This is a genomic window from Cupriavidus sp. OV096 (genome assembly GCF_900115455.1).
GTDB lineage: Bacteria > Pseudomonadota > Gammaproteobacteria > Burkholderiales > Burkholderiaceae > Cupriavidus.
On sequence record NZ_FOWM01000002.1, the window covers coordinates 674486 to 689373 of the forward strand.

At 68.5% G+C, this 14888-nt stretch carries 13 protein-coding genes; 11 read left to right on the plus strand and 2 right to left on the minus strand.

Annotated features, from left to right (window positions below; genetic code table 11):
* Positions 1-103 precede the first annotated feature (103 nt).
* The 4 genes from BM115_RS07160 to BM115_RS07175 all read left to right on the plus strand — a co-directional run bounded on the left by BM115_RS07160 (position 104) and on the right by BM115_RS07175 (position 4326).
* The gene (locus BM115_RS07160; protein WP_092292033.1) at positions 104-1609 is read left to right on the plus strand and encodes an amidase; all 1506 of its coding nucleotides are present in this window, start codon (positions 104-106) and stop codon (positions 1607-1609) included.
* 26 nt (positions 1610-1635) lie between these two features.
* Positions 1636-2973 (plus strand): MFS transporter, encoded by a 1338-nt coding sequence (locus BM115_RS07165; RefSeq protein ID WP_092292035.1) that lies wholly within the window; start codon positions 1636-1638, stop codon positions 2971-2973.
* A gap of 193 nt (positions 2974-3166) precedes the next feature.
* The gene (locus BM115_RS07170; protein WP_092292037.1) at positions 3167-4006 is read left to right on the plus strand and encodes an AzlC family ABC transporter permease; all 840 of its coding nucleotides are present in this window, start codon (positions 3167-3169) and stop codon (positions 4004-4006) included.
* A complete protein-coding gene (locus BM115_RS07175) occupies positions 4003-4326 on the plus strand; it encodes an AzlD domain-containing protein (RefSeq protein WP_092292039.1) in 324 nt (107 codons plus the stop codon). Before BM115_RS07170 ends, BM115_RS07175 begins: the two co-directional genes overlap by 4 nt.
* A gap of 22 nt (positions 4327-4348) precedes the next feature.
* Here BM115_RS07175 and BM115_RS07180 read toward each other — a convergent pair whose 3' ends face one another.
* Positions 4349-5494: a helix-turn-helix transcriptional regulator gene (locus BM115_RS07180; RefSeq protein ID WP_092292041.1), complete on the minus strand. Its 1146-nt coding sequence runs from the start codon at positions 5492-5494 to the stop codon at positions 4349-4351.
* 122 nt (positions 5495-5616) lie between these two features.
* Positions 5617-6723: a helix-turn-helix transcriptional regulator gene (locus BM115_RS07185; protein ID WP_092292043.1), complete on the minus strand. Its 1107-nt coding sequence runs from the start codon at positions 6721-6723 to the stop codon at positions 5617-5619.
* 437 nt (positions 6724-7160) lie between these two features.
* Here BM115_RS07185 and BM115_RS07190 point away from each other — a divergent pair, with 437 nt between their 5' ends.
* From BM115_RS07190 to BM115_RS07220, 7 genes are all read left to right on the plus strand, one after another.
* Positions 7161-8357, plus strand: coding sequence for a phosphoglycerate kinase (locus tag BM115_RS07190; RefSeq protein ID WP_092292045.1), 1197 nt, complete (start codon positions 7161-7163; stop codon positions 8355-8357).
* Between the two features lie 79 nt (positions 8358-8436).
* Positions 8437-9873: a pyruvate kinase gene (gene pyk / locus BM115_RS07195; protein ID WP_092292047.1), complete on the plus strand. Its 1437-nt coding sequence runs from the start codon at positions 8437-8439 to the stop codon at positions 9871-9873.
* A gap of 123 nt (positions 9874-9996) precedes the next feature.
* On the plus strand, positions 9997-11061 hold the full coding sequence (gene fba, locus BM115_RS07200) for a class II fructose-bisphosphate aldolase (RefSeq protein WP_092292049.1): 1065 nt from the start codon (positions 9997-9999) through the stop codon (positions 11059-11061).
* Between the two features lie 79 nt (positions 11062-11140).
* Positions 11141-12049 carry a phosphoribosylaminoimidazolesuccinocarboxamide synthase gene (locus tag BM115_RS07205; protein ID WP_092292051.1) on the plus strand — a complete coding sequence of 303 codons (909 nt, stop codon included), beginning with the start codon at positions 11141-11143 and terminating at the stop codon, positions 12047-12049.
* Positions 12050-12070: 21 nt separating this feature from the next.
* Complete coding sequence (purE, locus tag BM115_RS07210; protein ID WP_092292053.1) at positions 12071-12568, plus strand: 5-(carboxyamino)imidazole ribonucleotide mutase; 498 nt, start codon at positions 12071-12073, stop codon at positions 12566-12568.
* A gap of 49 nt (positions 12569-12617) precedes the next feature.
* The gene (locus BM115_RS07215) at positions 12618-13862 is read left to right on the plus strand and encodes a 5-(carboxyamino)imidazole ribonucleotide synthase (protein ID WP_092292055.1); all 1245 of its coding nucleotides are present in this window, start codon (positions 12618-12620) and stop codon (positions 13860-13862) included.
* A 9-nt stretch (positions 13863-13871) separates the two neighbouring features.
* Positions 13872-14861: an L-threonylcarbamoyladenylate synthase gene (locus BM115_RS07220; RefSeq protein ID WP_092292057.1), complete on the plus strand. Its 990-nt coding sequence runs from the start codon at positions 13872-13874 to the stop codon at positions 14859-14861.
* Positions 14862-14888: the final 27 nt, after the last annotated feature.

The following is a 14888-nucleotide window of genomic DNA, read 5'->3' on the forward strand; positions in this document are numbered from 1 at the left end:
TTTGTGAATATAGTATACCGATTGCTGTATCCGCCGCCGTATCGATAAGCCCCCTCAGGCCGCCGCGCCCACGCGCCGGCCCAAGACAACACACGGAGCGCACGTGACCCTGCCTGACCTGCCACCGGCCGACCCTGGCCGGCTGGACGACTGCTTTTTGCCGATATGGGTAGCCGCCGACCGGCTTGCCCGTGGCGAGACCACCGCGCAGGCGCTGGTCGCGTCCTGCCACGCCGCGTGGGTCGCCCATCATGCGACGATCAACGCCCTTGTCCTGCCCGACTTCGATGCCGCGCACACCGCAGCCCGTGAGAGCGACCGCCGCCGGCAGGCCGGCGCGGCGCTCGGGCCGCTGGACGGCGTGCCGTTCTCGATCAAGGAATCGTTCGACGTGGCCGGCTGGCCCACCACCTGCGGCAGCCCGGCGCGCGCCGATCATCGTGCCGAGCGCGACGCCGTGGTGGTGCAGCGCCTGCGCGCGCAGGGCGCGATCCTGCTCGGCAAGACCAATGTGCCGCTGGGCCTGCGCGACTGGCAGAGCTACAACGCGATCTACGGCACCACGCGCAATCCGCACGATCCGACGCGCACGCCCGGCGGTTCCTCGGGCGGCAGCGCGGCGGCGGTCTGCGCCGGCATGAGCTTTTTCGATGTGGGCTCCGATATCGGCTCGTCGTTGCGCAACCCGGCGCACTACTGCGGCGTGTTCTCGCACAAGAGCAGTCACGGGCTGGTGCCGCTGCGCGGCCACGGCAACGCGCCGGCCGGGTTTGCCGAGCAGGACATCAACGTGGCCGGCCCGGTCGCCCGCAGCGCGCGCGACCTCGAACTGGTGCTGCGCGCCATCGCCGGCCCGGACGTGGACCTCGCGCCCGCCTGGCGGCTGGACCTGCCGGTCTGCCCGCACCAGCGTCTGGCCGACTTCCGCGTGGCGGTGCTGCCGACGCATCCGCTGGCCGATGTCGATGCCACCGTCAGCCAGCCCATCGAGGCGCTCGGCCACTGGCTGGCCGGGCAGGGCGCCAAGGTGGACTGGCACGTGCGCCCGGACTTCGACGCCGCCGCGCTGTGGCGCAGCTACGTGCTGCTGCTGCGCGCCACCACCTCCGTCTATACGGATGACGCCGCCTTCGCCGACGCGCTGGCGCGCACCCGCCCGGATTCGGGTGACGATTACGCCACGCTGCAATTCGCTGGCGCCACGCTGACGCACCGCGACTGGCTGCGCCTGCAAGCCGCCCGCGACCGCTTTGCCGAGAGCTGGCGCCGCTTCTTCGCCGACTACGACGTGCTGCTGTGTCCGGCCGCCGCCACCACCGCGTTCCCGCTCGACGAAGCCGGCGAGCCGTGGCAGCGCACGCTGCCGGTGAACGGCCAGCCGATGCCGCTGACCACGCAACTGTTCTGGGCCGGCCATTCGGGGCTGTGCGGGTTGCCGTCCACGGTGGCGCCGATCGGCCCGGCGCGGGACGGCCTGCCGTGCGGCGTGCAGATCGTGGCGCGGCGCTGGGGCGATCTCACCTCGCTGCGCTTCGCCCAATTGCTGGAGGCCGCCGGCTACGGCTACCAACCGCCGCGCGGGCTGGCATCGGCCGGCATCGATCGATAACAACGGAAGACTGGGAGGAAACCATCATGATGGACTGGTTCAAGGAGCTGTCGCGCGCCGAGCGCAAGGGGTTCTACGGCGCGTTTCTCGGTCATGCGGTCGATGTGTTCGACTTCATGATCTATTCCTTCCTCATCTCCACGCTGCTGGCGCAGTGGGGCATGAGCAAGTCGATGGCGGGCGCCATCGTCACCTGGACGCTGGTCTCGTCGCTGGTTGGCGCGGTGGGCGCCGGGCTGCTGGCGGACCGCTTCGGCCGCGTGCGCGTGCTGCGCTGGACCATCATCGTGTTCGCGGTGTCGTGCTTCCTCTGCGGCATGGCGAATTCGCCCGAGCAGTTGCTGGTGTTCCGCATGCTCCAGGGGCTGGGCTTCGGCGGCGAATCGTCGCTGTGCATGGTGCTGGTGACCGAGCTGATCCGCAATCCGGCCCATCGCGGCAAGTACTCGGGCTTCACCGCCAGCAGCTATTCGTTCGGCTGGGGCGGGGCGGCCATCGCCTACGCCATCACGTTCAACCTGTTCGAGCCGGAAACGGCGTGGCGCGTCTGCTTCTTCCTCGGCATCCTGCCGGCGCTGGTGGTGATCTACCTGCGCCGCAACCTGCAGGAGCCGGAAGTCTTCCTCAAGAGCCGGGCCGCACGCGGCAAGGTCTCGCCGGGGGCCGATCTCGCGCGCGTGTTCCGCGCGCCGCTGCTGCGCAAGACCGTGCTGTGCAGCCTGCTGTCGGGCGGCATGCTGGGCGCCTACTACGCCATCGCCACCTGGCTGCCCACCTTCCTGAAGACCGAGCGGGGGCTGTCCGTGTTCGGCACCAGCTCCTACCTGGCGGTCACCATCCTCGGTTCGCTGGTCGGCTACGTGGCCGGCGCCTACGCCACGGACCGCTGGGGCCGCCGCGTGACCTATATGGCGTTCGCCGCCGGCGCTTTCGTCATGGCGATGATCTATATGGTGATTCCGGTCAGCAATACGTCGATGCTGTTCCTCGGCTTCCCGCTCGGGGTGCTGATGCAGGGCGTGTTCTCGGGGATTGGCGCGACGATCTCGGAGTCGTACCCAAGTGCCGTGCGCGCCACGGGGTATGGCGTGTCGTACAACCTCGGCCGGGTGATCGGCTCGTTCTTTCCGCTCGCCGTGGGCTGGCTCAACAGCGGGCGGACCTCGCTGGCGCTGGCCATCGCCATGGTGGCCGGGGTGGGCTACGCGGTGGTGATGGTCTCGGCGGCGTTGCTGCCGGAGACGTCAGGCATCGATCTGGGACAGGCCGGCGGCGGGGATGACGAGACGGACCCGGCTATGGATCCGACCAACGCGCCTGCCGCCGAAGCCGCGCCGCTGGCGCCCACGAGCCGCCCGGCATAGCGGCTGGGTGAGGAAGGAGGGGCGCCGGGGCCCCGATTCTCCCCGAAACAACACTCGGTGCGTGCACTTTTAAGCCGCCGCTTACCAGCGGCGGGCACGCGCCTATAATGTCTGCTTTGCCGCCGGCGCGATGCCGGCGGTGCCCCCGACGGCCCCGCTCCCCGCGCTGGCCGTACCCTTCTCGTCCTCTGCTATGACACCCCGACAGTCGTCCCCGGTGTGGTTGCGCCTCTGGCATCGATTTGCCGAGGTGGAGCGCAACGGTTTTCTCGACGGCGCACGCTATTTCGCGCCTTCCCTGCCCGCGGTGTTCTCGTGGGGGCTGGTCACCGGGGTGGCCATGAGCAAGTCGGCGCTGACCGTGCCCGAGGCCATCGGCATGTCGCTGCTGGTCTACGCCGGCTCCGCCCAGCTGGCCGTACTGCCGCTGTTCGCGGCCGGCCTGCCGATCTGGACCATCTGGCTGACCGCCGCCGTGGTCAACCTGCGCTTCGTCATTTTCAGCGCGGCGCTCCAGCCGCACTTCAGCTACCTGCCGCTGGGCCGGCGCACCGTGCTGGGCTTCTTCAACGGCGACCTCCACTTCGTCTATTTCATGCAGAAGTACGTCGAGCCGGGCTACGCGCCGGGCAAGGAGGGCTATTTCTGGGGGATGGCGCTGGTCAACTGCGCCACCTGGCAGGTCTCGTCGCTGCTCGGCATCCTGCTGGCCAGCGTGTTCCCGGACGCCTGGGGCCTCGGGCTGGCCGGCGTGATGGCGCTGATTCCGGTGATGATCGCCACGATCAACTCGCGCTCCACGCTGATGGCCGTGGTGGTGTCCGCCGTGCTGGCGCTGCTGTGCTTCGACCTGCCGTACCGGCTGGCGCTGGTGGTGGCCGTGGTGGGCGCGCTGGCGGCCGGCATGGCCAGCGACGAACTGGCCGCGCGCGCCACGCTGCGCGGCATTCGCGCGCGGAAGGACAAGGCCAAGGCCGAGGCCCGTGCGATATCCGAGTCGCAGCCGGAACCCCAGACCGGAGACCGGGCATGAGCCACGTCGAAACCTGGATCGCCATCGTCGGCATGGCCGTGGTGACGGTGCTCACGCGGGCGCTGTTCCTGATGGCCGGCGAGCGCGTGAGCGTGCCGGACCGGCTCCAGCGCGCGCTGCGCTACGCCCCGGCGGCGGCGCTGGCGGCCATCATCGTGCCGGAATTCATGACCTGGCAGGGCCATTTCACCATCTCGCCGATGAACGCCAAGCTGATGGCCGGCATCGCCGCCACGGTGTTCTACCTGTTCACGCGCCGCATGGTCGGGATGATCGTGGTCGGCATGGCGGTGTACACCGCGCTGCGGCTGCTCACCTGAGCCTTCTGATCCCCACTGTTAACTAATAGCGCGATGGCTCGGTCAGCATCGTGCTGAGCCGGGTCAGCAGATGCGCCAGCTGCGCCTGCGTGCTGGTGCGGGTCTTGTTGAAGATCGACTTGACCTGCGTGCGGCTGGTTTCGCGCTTGATGCCGAGCTGCGCGCACGCGTCCGGCAGGCCAACGCCCTGCGTCAGCAGCGCGGCCAGCCGCGTTTCCGCCGGCGTGAGGCCGAAGAGGTCGCGCAGGATGGCCGGCATGGCGCGCGGCGTGCCATAGCGTTCGTGGATGGCGGCCAGCACGGTATGGGTCTCCATGCCCGGCAGGCTCTGCGCCATCGGCGCCAGCGCCAGCGTCACGATCTGCGCGGTGCGGCCATCCGGCCCGGCGGCCTGGATGGCCTGCGCGGCCTGCAGGGTGTCCGGCGCGGCCACGGCGCGAAGCACCTCGGGAAACGGGCGCGAGAACTGCCAGAAGGCGCTGTCCGTCGGCGCGCTGGCGCGCGGCCCGAAGAAGGCGGCCGGCATCAGGCGCCGCACCCACGGCTCGCCGGACTGGTTGGCGAACAGCGGCTTGCCGGCCAGATCGAACACCACCACCCCGAAGGGCAGCCGGTTCAGCATGTCTTCCGACAATCGCCCCCGTGTGGCCAGCTCCTGCATGCGCTCGCGCAGGCCGAGGGCATCGCGCAGGTGCGGAATCACCCAGTCCAGCGCCAGGGCATCCGCTTCCGCGTAGACATTGGCGTCGAGCGGCCGTTGCAGCGACAGGTAGATCTCGTAGGTGGGATGCCGCTCGATGAGGCACGACATGACCGACGCGATATTGAGGTCGCGCAGGAACTCGCCATAGAACGGGCTGGCACGCATGACCTGCTCGCCCACGTCGCGATGGTCGATATACCGGTCGCCCACGCCAAGGCGCTCGGCGAACGGCCGGCTCGGGTCGAACTGGTAGTAGTGGGAGGTGTAGGCCTCCATGGCGTCCGGCTTGTAGTCGACGGCGTGGGTCACCACCACGCGGTCCAGCGCCCGGTTGCGTACGATCAGCGACGCCTGCGAACTGCCGCTCGCGCCGCACAGGGCGACCAGGCTCCGCTGCCAGGCGCCCGTTTCGAAAACACCTTGGTAGAGACTTCGAATGGTCTCGTGCATTTGTCCGTCGTTCATGCCTTGGGGTCCGGCGTGGCGCGCGAAGGTATGCCCGGTTCCGGTGAGGCGGGCGCGCGTCAAGACTTCGCATGCCTGCCGCGGGGGCGCGACAGGGGCAAGGGGCGATGCAGGGGAGGGCGCTAGCCGCCCTCGAGCGTGGTGGCGAGCCGGGTCAGCATCTGCGTGAGGCGGGCCTGGCTGCCGCAGCCCGTCTTCAGGAAGATGGACTTGAGCTGTGTGCGCGCGGTCTCGTGGCGGATGCGCATCTGTCGGCTCGCCTCGGGTAGTCCTTCGCCGCAGGCCAGCCGCGTGGCCAGCCGCGTCTCGGCCGGCGTGAGCGCGTACAGGTCGCGCAGCACGGTATCGAGCAGCACGGATGGGGCGCCGGCCTCGTGCACCACCACCAGCGCGGCGGGTTGCTGCCAGGAGGCGGCGAGGATGTGGGAGGGCGGCAGGGGCAGGACCAGCACCTCGGCCATGGCGCCGGTCTTGTCGGTGGCGCGCGCGGCCTGCGCGGCTTGCGGCTGGTGGGGATGGCAGGCGGCCTGGACCATCTCGGCAAAACCGCGCGAGAGGCGCCAGTCGCCGGTCTTGCCAGTGGGGTCGAGCCGGCGCGCCCAGCGCTCGCCGGCGGTATTGGCCAGCAGCAGGTGGCGGTCCGGCGTGTAGACGGCCACGGCGAAGGCGAGCCGCTCCAGCAGCCGCGCGGACACCGACGCCAGCGTGGACAGCCCCATGGTGCGTTCGCGCAGGGCGATGGCGCTGCGCATATGCGGCACCACCCAGTCGAGCGCGCGGGTGTCCTCGCCCGAGAAGGCGTCCTGGCTCAACGCGCGCTGCATCGAGAAATACACTTCGTAGTGGGGCTGTCGTTCCACCAGGCAGGCCACGTAGGAGCGCAGGTCGAAACGGTTGAAGAAGTCGCAGTAGAACGGATGCCGCGCCATGGCCTGCGGGCCGAGGTCGCGTGCATCGATATACCAGGCGCCGGGCACCAGCCGGGGGGCGAAGATCTTGGCTGGATCGATGGCCTGGTACTCGTTCTCGTACGCAGTGAACAGTTCCGGCACCGGATTGACGATCTCGTTCACGGTGACCTGGTCGCGCACGGTGTCCCACACCATCATCGACGCATGTGCGCTACCCGCCATATCGGTCAGCGCGCACAGGCTCTTGTGCCACGCGCCGGGGTCCAGAATGCCTTCGTAAAGCCCACGGATTGCCCCGTGCATGCTTGCTTGGTCCATCGGATCTACCCCTGCATTCACGACAATGGACCATCCGGCCGCCGGTGCCCTCGAAACGGGGCGGGTCGGGTGGGATGGCTTTTTGTTATTGCCGGTCGATGCCGGCTCGCTGGCTGCAACTGATGATGCGATGTACCAAATATGCGACTTTTGCGATGCGTGTCTGGCGGTGCATACGTTTAGTACATTAGGGCGTACATTACCCCAACCGGGGCAGCCCGCCAGAGATACCTGTACCCTTCTTTCGAGGGGGTTTGCAGTGAAGTCCGATGCGCTCCTGGCACTTTCGCCCACGGGGTGGGTATTAGTGATGTTGGCGTCATTTCGAGGGCCAATCGCATAAAACCGTGACGGCGATCAGGTAAAATGCCGGTTTCCCCGATTTCCAACGCGGCCGCGTGCTGTTGGCGTACCGCCCAGTCCCGTTTCTACTCGCCATGACCTCTGTCCTGCGTCTCACCGATCTCATCTCCCAAGGCAATCTCTCCGGCAAGCGCGTGTTTATCCGCGCCGATCTGAACGTGCCACAGGACGATGCCGGCAAGATCACGGAAGACACCCGCATCCGTGCGTCGGTGCCGGCCATCGAGGCCTGCCTGAAGGCCGGCGCGGCCGTGATGGTGACGTCCCACCTGGGCCGCCCGACCGAGGGTGAATTCAAGCCCGAGGACTCGCTGGCCCCGATCGCCGAACGCCTGTCCGAACTGCTCGGCAAGCCCGTGCGGCTGGTGCAGAACTGGGTCGATGGCGTGGACGTGGCGCCCGGCCAGGTGGTGCTGCTCGAGAACTGCCGCGTGAACAAGGGCGAGAAGAAGAACAGCGACGAACTGGCCCAGAAGATGGCCAAGCTGTGCGACGTCTACGTCAACGACGCCTTCGGCACCGCGCACCGCGCCGAGGCCACCACGCACGGCATCGCCAAGTACGCACCCGTGGCCTGCGCCGGCCCGCTGCTGGCGGCCGAGATCGACGCGCTGGGCCGCGCGCTGGGCCAGCCGGCCCGCCCGCTGGTCGCCATCGTGGCCGGCTCCAAGGTTTCCACCAAGCTGACCATCCTCAAGTCCCTGGCGGACAAGGTGGACCAGCTGATCGTCGGCGGCGGCATCGCCAACACCTTCATGCTGGCCGCCGGCCTGAAGATCGGCAAGTCGCTGGCCGAGCACGACCTGGTTGGCGACGCCCAGGCCATCATCGACATCATGGCCCGCCGTGGCGCCTCGGTGCCGATTCCGGTGGACGTGGTCTGCGCCAAGGAATTCAGCGCCACGGCCGCCGCCACGGTCAAGGACGTCAAGGACGTGACCGACGACGACATGATCCTCGACATCGGCCCCAAGACCGCCGCCCAGCTGGCGGACCAGCTCCAGGCCGCCGGCACCATCGTCTGGAACGGCCCGGTGGGCGTGTTCGAGTTCGACCAGTTCGGCAACGGCACCAAGGTGCTGGCCGAGGCCATCGCCAATTCCAAGGGTTTCTCGATCGCGGGCGGCGGTGACACGCTGGCCGCCATCGCCAAGTACCACATCTCCGACCGCGTGGGCTATATCTCCACCGGCGGCGGCGCCTTCCTGGAGTTCCTGGAAGGCAAGACGCTGCCCGCGCTGGAAGTGCTCCAGCAGCGCGCTGCGGCCTGATTTACCTGTCACCTGTTTTTGCCCGATCGTTCCCGAGCCGCCCCTGTCCGTACCAGTAGCCTTTGAGGAAACCGCCCGCATGACTCGTTCCACCAAGATCGTCGCCACCATCGGCCCGGCGTCCAGCACGCTGGACATGCTGACCCGCATGATTGCCGCCGGTGTCGACGTGGTGCGCCTGAACTTCTCCCACGGCACCGCGCAGGACCATATCGACCGCGCCGCGCTGGTGCGCGAGGCGGCGGCGGCCTGCCACCGCGAGGTGGCCATCATGGCCGACCTGCAGGGCCCCAAGATCCGCGTGGGCAAGTTCGAGAACGGCAAGGTCACGCTGAAGCCGGGCGATCCGTTCGTGCTGGACGCCACCTGCCCGCTCGGCAACCAGGAGCGCGTGGGGCTGGACTACCAGGACCTGCCGCGCGACGTGGGCCCCGGCGACGTGCTGCTGCTCAACGACGGCCTGATCGTGCTGGTGGTGGACCGCGTCATCGGCAGCGAGATCTTCACCACGGTGCGCGTGGGCGGCGATCTCTCGAACAACAAGGGCATCAACCGCCAGGGCGGCGGGCTCTCGGCGCCGGCGCTGACCGCCAAGGACATGGAGGACATCAAGACCGCCATGGCCCTCGGCGCGGACTACGTGGCCGTGAGCTTCCCCAAGAACGCCACCGACATGGAAATGGCGCGCCAGCTGGCCGCCGTGGCCGGCCAGCCGCATGGCCACAAGGCGCGCATGATCGCCAAGATCGAGCGGGCCGAGGCCATTCGCCCGGGCGTGCTGGAGGAAATCCTCCAGGCGTCCGACGGCATCATGGTGGCCCGGGGCGACCTGGCCGTGGAAGTGGGCAACGCGGCGGTGCCGGCGCTCCAGAAGCGCATGATCCGCCTCGCGCGGGAGGCCAACAAGCTGACCATCACCGCCACGCAGATGATGGAAAGCATGATCGTGAACCCGGTGCCGACCCGCGCCGAGGTGTCCGACGTGGCCAACGCGGTGCTGGACGGTACCGACGCGGTGATGACGTCGGCCGAAACCGCCGCCGGGCGCTTCCCGGTGGAGACCGTCGAGGCCATGGCCGCCATCTGCCTGGAGGCCGAGAAGTCCGAAGTGGTGCAGCTCGATACCGACTTCCTGAACCAGACCTTCTCGCGCATCGACCAGTCGATTGCCATGGGTGCGCTGTTCACCGCCTATCATTTGGGAGTGAAGGCCATCGCGGCGCTGACCGATTCCGGCGCCACCGCGCTGTGGATGAGCCGCCACCGGATTCACGTGCCGATCTACGCCATGACGCCGAACCTGGCCTCCCAGCGCAAGATGCAGCTCTACCGCAACGTGGTGCCGCTGCCGCTCCAGTCGAGCACGGACCGCGACGAGGCGCTGGAGCAGGCCGAGGAGCTGCTGCTGGCCCAGGGCGTGGTGCAGCGGGGCGATTTCATCGTGCTGACCATCGGCGAGCCCATGGGGCAGCCGGGCGGCACGAATACCCTCAAGATCGTGAGGGTGGGCAGTTAAGGTTTAGGAACAAGCGCGCGCGATGTGGCGCGCCGGACAGACGCGGCACCCTGGCGGTGCGAACCTGCCGGCCCGGACATCCCCGATAAGAACCCCCCAAAATTTTTCATTCAGGAGTTAGACATGCCACTCGTTTCCATGCGCCAGCTGCTGGACCACGCCGCCGAGAACAGCTACGGCCTGCCGGCCTTCAACGTGAACAACCTCGAACAGGTACAGGCCATCATGCAGGCCGCCGACGAGGTCAACGCCCCGGTGATCATGCAGGCATCGGCCGGCGCGCGTAAATACGCCGGCGAGCACTTCCTGCGCCACCTGATCGAAGCGGCCGTGGAAGCCTACCCGCACATCCCCGTGGTGATGCACCAGGATCACGGCCAGTCGCCGGCGATCTGCCAGGGCGCCATCGACCTCGGGTTCTCGTCGGTGATGATGGACGGCTCGCTGCGTGAAGACGGCAAGACCCCCGCCGAGTACGAGTACAACGTCGACGTGACCCGCAAGGTGGTGGCGCTGGCCCACGCCGTGGGCGTGACCGTGGAAGGCGAACTGGGCTGCCTGGGCTCGCTGGAAACCGGCGAAGCGGGCGAGGAAGACGGCATTGGCGCCGAAGGCGTGCTCGACCACTCGATGCTGCTGACGGACCCCGAGCAGGCGGCCGACTTCGTCAAGGCGACCCAGCTCGACGCGCTGGCCATCGCCATCGGCACCTCGCACGGCGCCTACAAGTTCACGCGCAAGCCCACGGGCGACATCCTGGCGATCAGCCGCATCAAGGAAATCCACGCGCGCATCCCCAACACCCACCTGGTGATGCACGGTTCGTCGTCGGTACCCCAGGAACTGCTGGAAGAGATCCGCAAGTTCGGCGGCGACATGAAGGAAACCTACGGCGTGCCCGTCGAGGAAATCCAGGAAGCGATCAAGTTCGGCGTGCGCAAGATCAACATCGACACCGACATCCGCCTGGCCATGACCGGCGCAATCCGTCGCTTCTTTGCCGAGAACCCGACCAAGTTCGACCCGCGCGAGTACCTGAAGCCGGCCCGCGAAGCCGCCAAGCTGGTCTGCAAGGACCGCTACGTGGCGTTTGGCTGCGAAGGCCAGGCCAGCAAGATCAAGCCGGTCGGCCTGATCGACATCGCCTCGGCGTACAAGACGGGCAAGCTCGCCCAGGTTGTGCAGTAATCCTGTCGTAACGGCGTCGTCCCCCGCAAACGGGGGCGACGCTTTTTTTGTTTGGCTCTCCCGCCGGCCCAGACCCACCATGTCCCAAGCTCTCTATCAGTCCTCCATCCAGTCCCTGCCGCTGCTCGGCCATGGCAAGGTCCGTGACAACTACGCCGTTGGCGACGACAAGCTGCTGATCGTCACGACCGACCGCCTCTCGGCGTTCGACGTCATCCTGGGCGAGCCGATTCCCGCCAAGGGCCGCGTGCTGAACCAGATGGCCAATTTCTGGTTCCGCAAGCTGGCGCACATCGTGCCGAACCACGAGACCGGCATCAGCGCCGAGAGCGTGGTGGCGCCCGAGGAAGTGGCGCAGGTGCAGGGCCGGGCCGTGGTGGTCAAGCGGCTGAAGCCGATCCTGGTGGAAGCCGTGGTGCGCGGCTACCTGGCCGGCAGCGGCTGGAAGGACTACCAGGCGACGGGCAAGGTGTGCGGCATCGAGCTGCCGGCCGGCCTGCAGAACGCGCAGAAGCTGCCCGAGCCGATCTTCACGCCGGCCGCCAAGGCCGAGATGGGCGAGCACGACGAGAACATCTCGTTCGCCGAGGTCGAGGAGCGGATCGGCAAGGATCTGGCTGCCCAGATGCGCGACATCTCGATCCGCCTGTACAAGGAAGCGGCCGACTTCGCCGCCACGCGCGGCATCATCATCGCCGATACCAAGTTCGAGTTCGGCCTGGACGACAACGGCACGCTGACCCTGATGGACGAGGTGCTGACCGCCGATTCGTCGCGCTTCTGGCCGGCCGATTCGTACCAGGTGGGCACCAACCCGCCGTCGTTCGACAAGCAGTTCGTGCGCGACTGGCTCGAAGCCGTGCGCATCGACGGCAAGCCGTGGCCCAAGACCGCCCCGGCGCCGAAGCTGCCCGAGGACGTGGTGCAGAAGACCGCCGACAAGTACCGTGAGGCGTTGACCCGCCTGACCGGCGAAGAACTCGCCTAACCGCATTAGGAAGGACAGATCGTGAGCAACGCAGCAAAGCCGGTGGTCGGCGTGGTGATGGGCAGCAGTTCCGACTGGGACGTGATGCAGCACGCGGTGGCCATGCTCAAGGATTTCGGCGTGGCGTTCGAGGCGCAAGTGGTCTCCGCCCACCGCATGGCCGACGACATGTTCCGCTACGCCGAGTCGGCGCGCGGCCGGGGCATCCGGGCGATCATCGCCGGCGCCGGCGGTGCCGCCCACCTGCCGGGCATGATCGCCGCCAAGACCATCGTCCCGGTGTTCGGCGTGCCCGTGCCGTCGAAGTACCTGCGCGGCGAGGACTCGCTGCTCTCCATCGTGCAGATGCCCAAGGGCGTGCCGGTGGCCACCTTCGCCATTGGCGAAGCCGGCGCGGCCAACGCGGCGCTGCACGCCATCGCCACGCTGGCCACCACCGACGACGCGCTGGCCAGCGCGCTCGAGGCGTTCCGCGCGAAGCAGACCGAGGCCGCGCGCGCCATGACGCTGCCGGCCTGAGCCCCAGTCCCTCTCTCTATCTATAAGTAAGCCGCCGGAACCGATCCGCATGCCGACCGATATCCATCCCTACCTGTCCGAAGCCCACACGCCGGAGTCGCGCGCCGAGTTCGGCGTGGACAACCCGACCGCGCCGATCCTGCCCGGCGCCTGGCTCGGCATGCTCGGCGGCGGCCAGCTCGGCCGCATGTTCACCCATGCGGCGCAGTCCATGGGCTACCGCGTCTGCGTGCTGGACCCGGACCAGGACAGCCCGGCCGGTGCCGTGGCGGACCGGCATATCTGCGCGGTCTATACCGATGAAGCGGCCCTGGCCGAGATGGGCCAGCTCTGCGAGGCCGTGAGTACCGAGTTCGAGAACGTGCCGTCGCTGTCGCTGGACCGCCTGGAGCAACTGGGCGCGTTCGTGGCGCCGCGCGGCTATTGCGTGTCGATTGCCCAGAACCGCATCGGCGAGAAGAAGTTCTTTGCCTCGTGCGCCGAGCGCACCGGCGTGCCGCCGGCCCCGCACTGGGTGATCCAGCACGATGCCGATGTCGACCAGATTCCGGACAACGTGCTGCCGGGCATCCTCAAGACCGCGCGCATGGGCTACGACGGCAAGGGCCAGGCCCGCGTGAAGACGCGCGAGGACGTGCGCGCCGCGTGGCGCGCCATGCAGCACGTGCCGTGCGTGCTGGAGCAGATGCTGCCGCTGGCCTACGAGGTGTCCGTGCTGGCCGCCCGCGCCGCCGACGGCAGCACCGCCACCTGGCCGCTGGCCGAGAACGTCCATCGGGACGGCATCCTGTTCTCGACCACCATGCCTTCGTCGAGCGTGTCCGACGACATCGCCAACCGCGCCCGCGCCGCCGCCGCCACCGTGACGACGGAGATGGGCTACGTCGGCGTGCTCTGCATCGAATTCTTCGTGCTGACCGATGGCACGCTGGTCGCCAACGAGATGGCGCCGCGCCCGCACAACTCGGGCCACATCACCATGGACGCCTGCGAGACCAGCCAGTTCGAGCAGCAGGTGCGCGCCATGGCCCGCCTGCCGCTGGGCAGCACGCGCCAGCATTCGGCCGGCAAGATGCTGAATCTGCTGGGCGATGTCTGGTTCGAGTTCGGCCTGGAGCGCACGCCGGCCTGGGACGAGGTCGTCGGCCAGCCGGGCGCCAAGCTGCACCTGTACGGCAAGAACGACGCGCGGCCGTCGCGCAAGATGGGCCATGTGAACTGCGTGGGCGAGCAGGCCGCTGCCGCCGAGGCGGCGTTCAACGCCGCCGCGCAGGCGCTCCATATCCCGGTCTGAGGGTTGCCGATGTCTTCACGCATGCCCACGGCGGCCGAACTGGATGAGGCCGTCCGCCTGCTCGAGGCCGGCCAGCTCGTCGCCTTTCCGACGGAAACCGTCTATGGGCTGGGCGCCGATGCCGAGAACCCCGAAGCCGTGGCGCGCATCTTCGCCGCCAAGGGCCGGCCGTCGAACCATCCGGTGATCGTCCACGTGGTGGATGGCGCCGATGTGGGCTACTGGGCTGCGGAGGTGCCGGAAGCGGCACAAAAGCTGATCGACGCCTTCTGGCCCGGTCCGCTGACGATCATTCTCAAGCGCGCCGCCCATATTCCGGCGGCGGTGGCGGGCGGGCAGGACAGCCTCGGGCTGCGCTGCCCCTCGCACCCGGTGGCGCAGGCGCTGCTGTCGCGCTTCCGGCGCGGCCGGGGCGGCATTGCGGCGCCTTCGGCCAACAAGTTCGGGCAGGTCAGCCCGACCACAGCCGAGCATGTGCGGGACGAGTTCGAAGGCACGGTCTACGTGCTGGAGGGCGATGGGGTGGATATCGGCATTGAATCGTCGATCGTCGATCTGTCGCGCATCGACGAGGTCGGGCCGGTGCTGCTGCGCCCCGGCGCGATCACGGCGGCGATGATGGCCGACGTGCTCGGCACGATGCCGCTGGCCCCCGACGCCGCCGCGCCGCGCGCCTCGGGCACGCTCAAGGCTCACTATGCACCGCGCACGCCGCTGACGCTGGCTTCGCCCGATCAACTGCCGCGCTACCTGGCGGCGCTGCCGGGCGATGGCCGGCTCGCCTGGGTCGGCGCCACGCAGGTCAGCAACGACCCGCGCTGCGTGTTCGTGCCAGCACCCGCCACGCCGGACGCCTATGCCCAGGCGCTCTACGGCCTGCTGCGCAAGCTCGACAAGGAAGGTTTCAGCCGGCTCGTGTTCGAGCCAGTCCCCGACGCCCACGACTGGGACGGGGTACGCGACCGCCTCGGGCGGGCCGCGGCGGCGTTCGAGGCATAGCCAGCGCCTACCCTCTCCCCCGGCCCC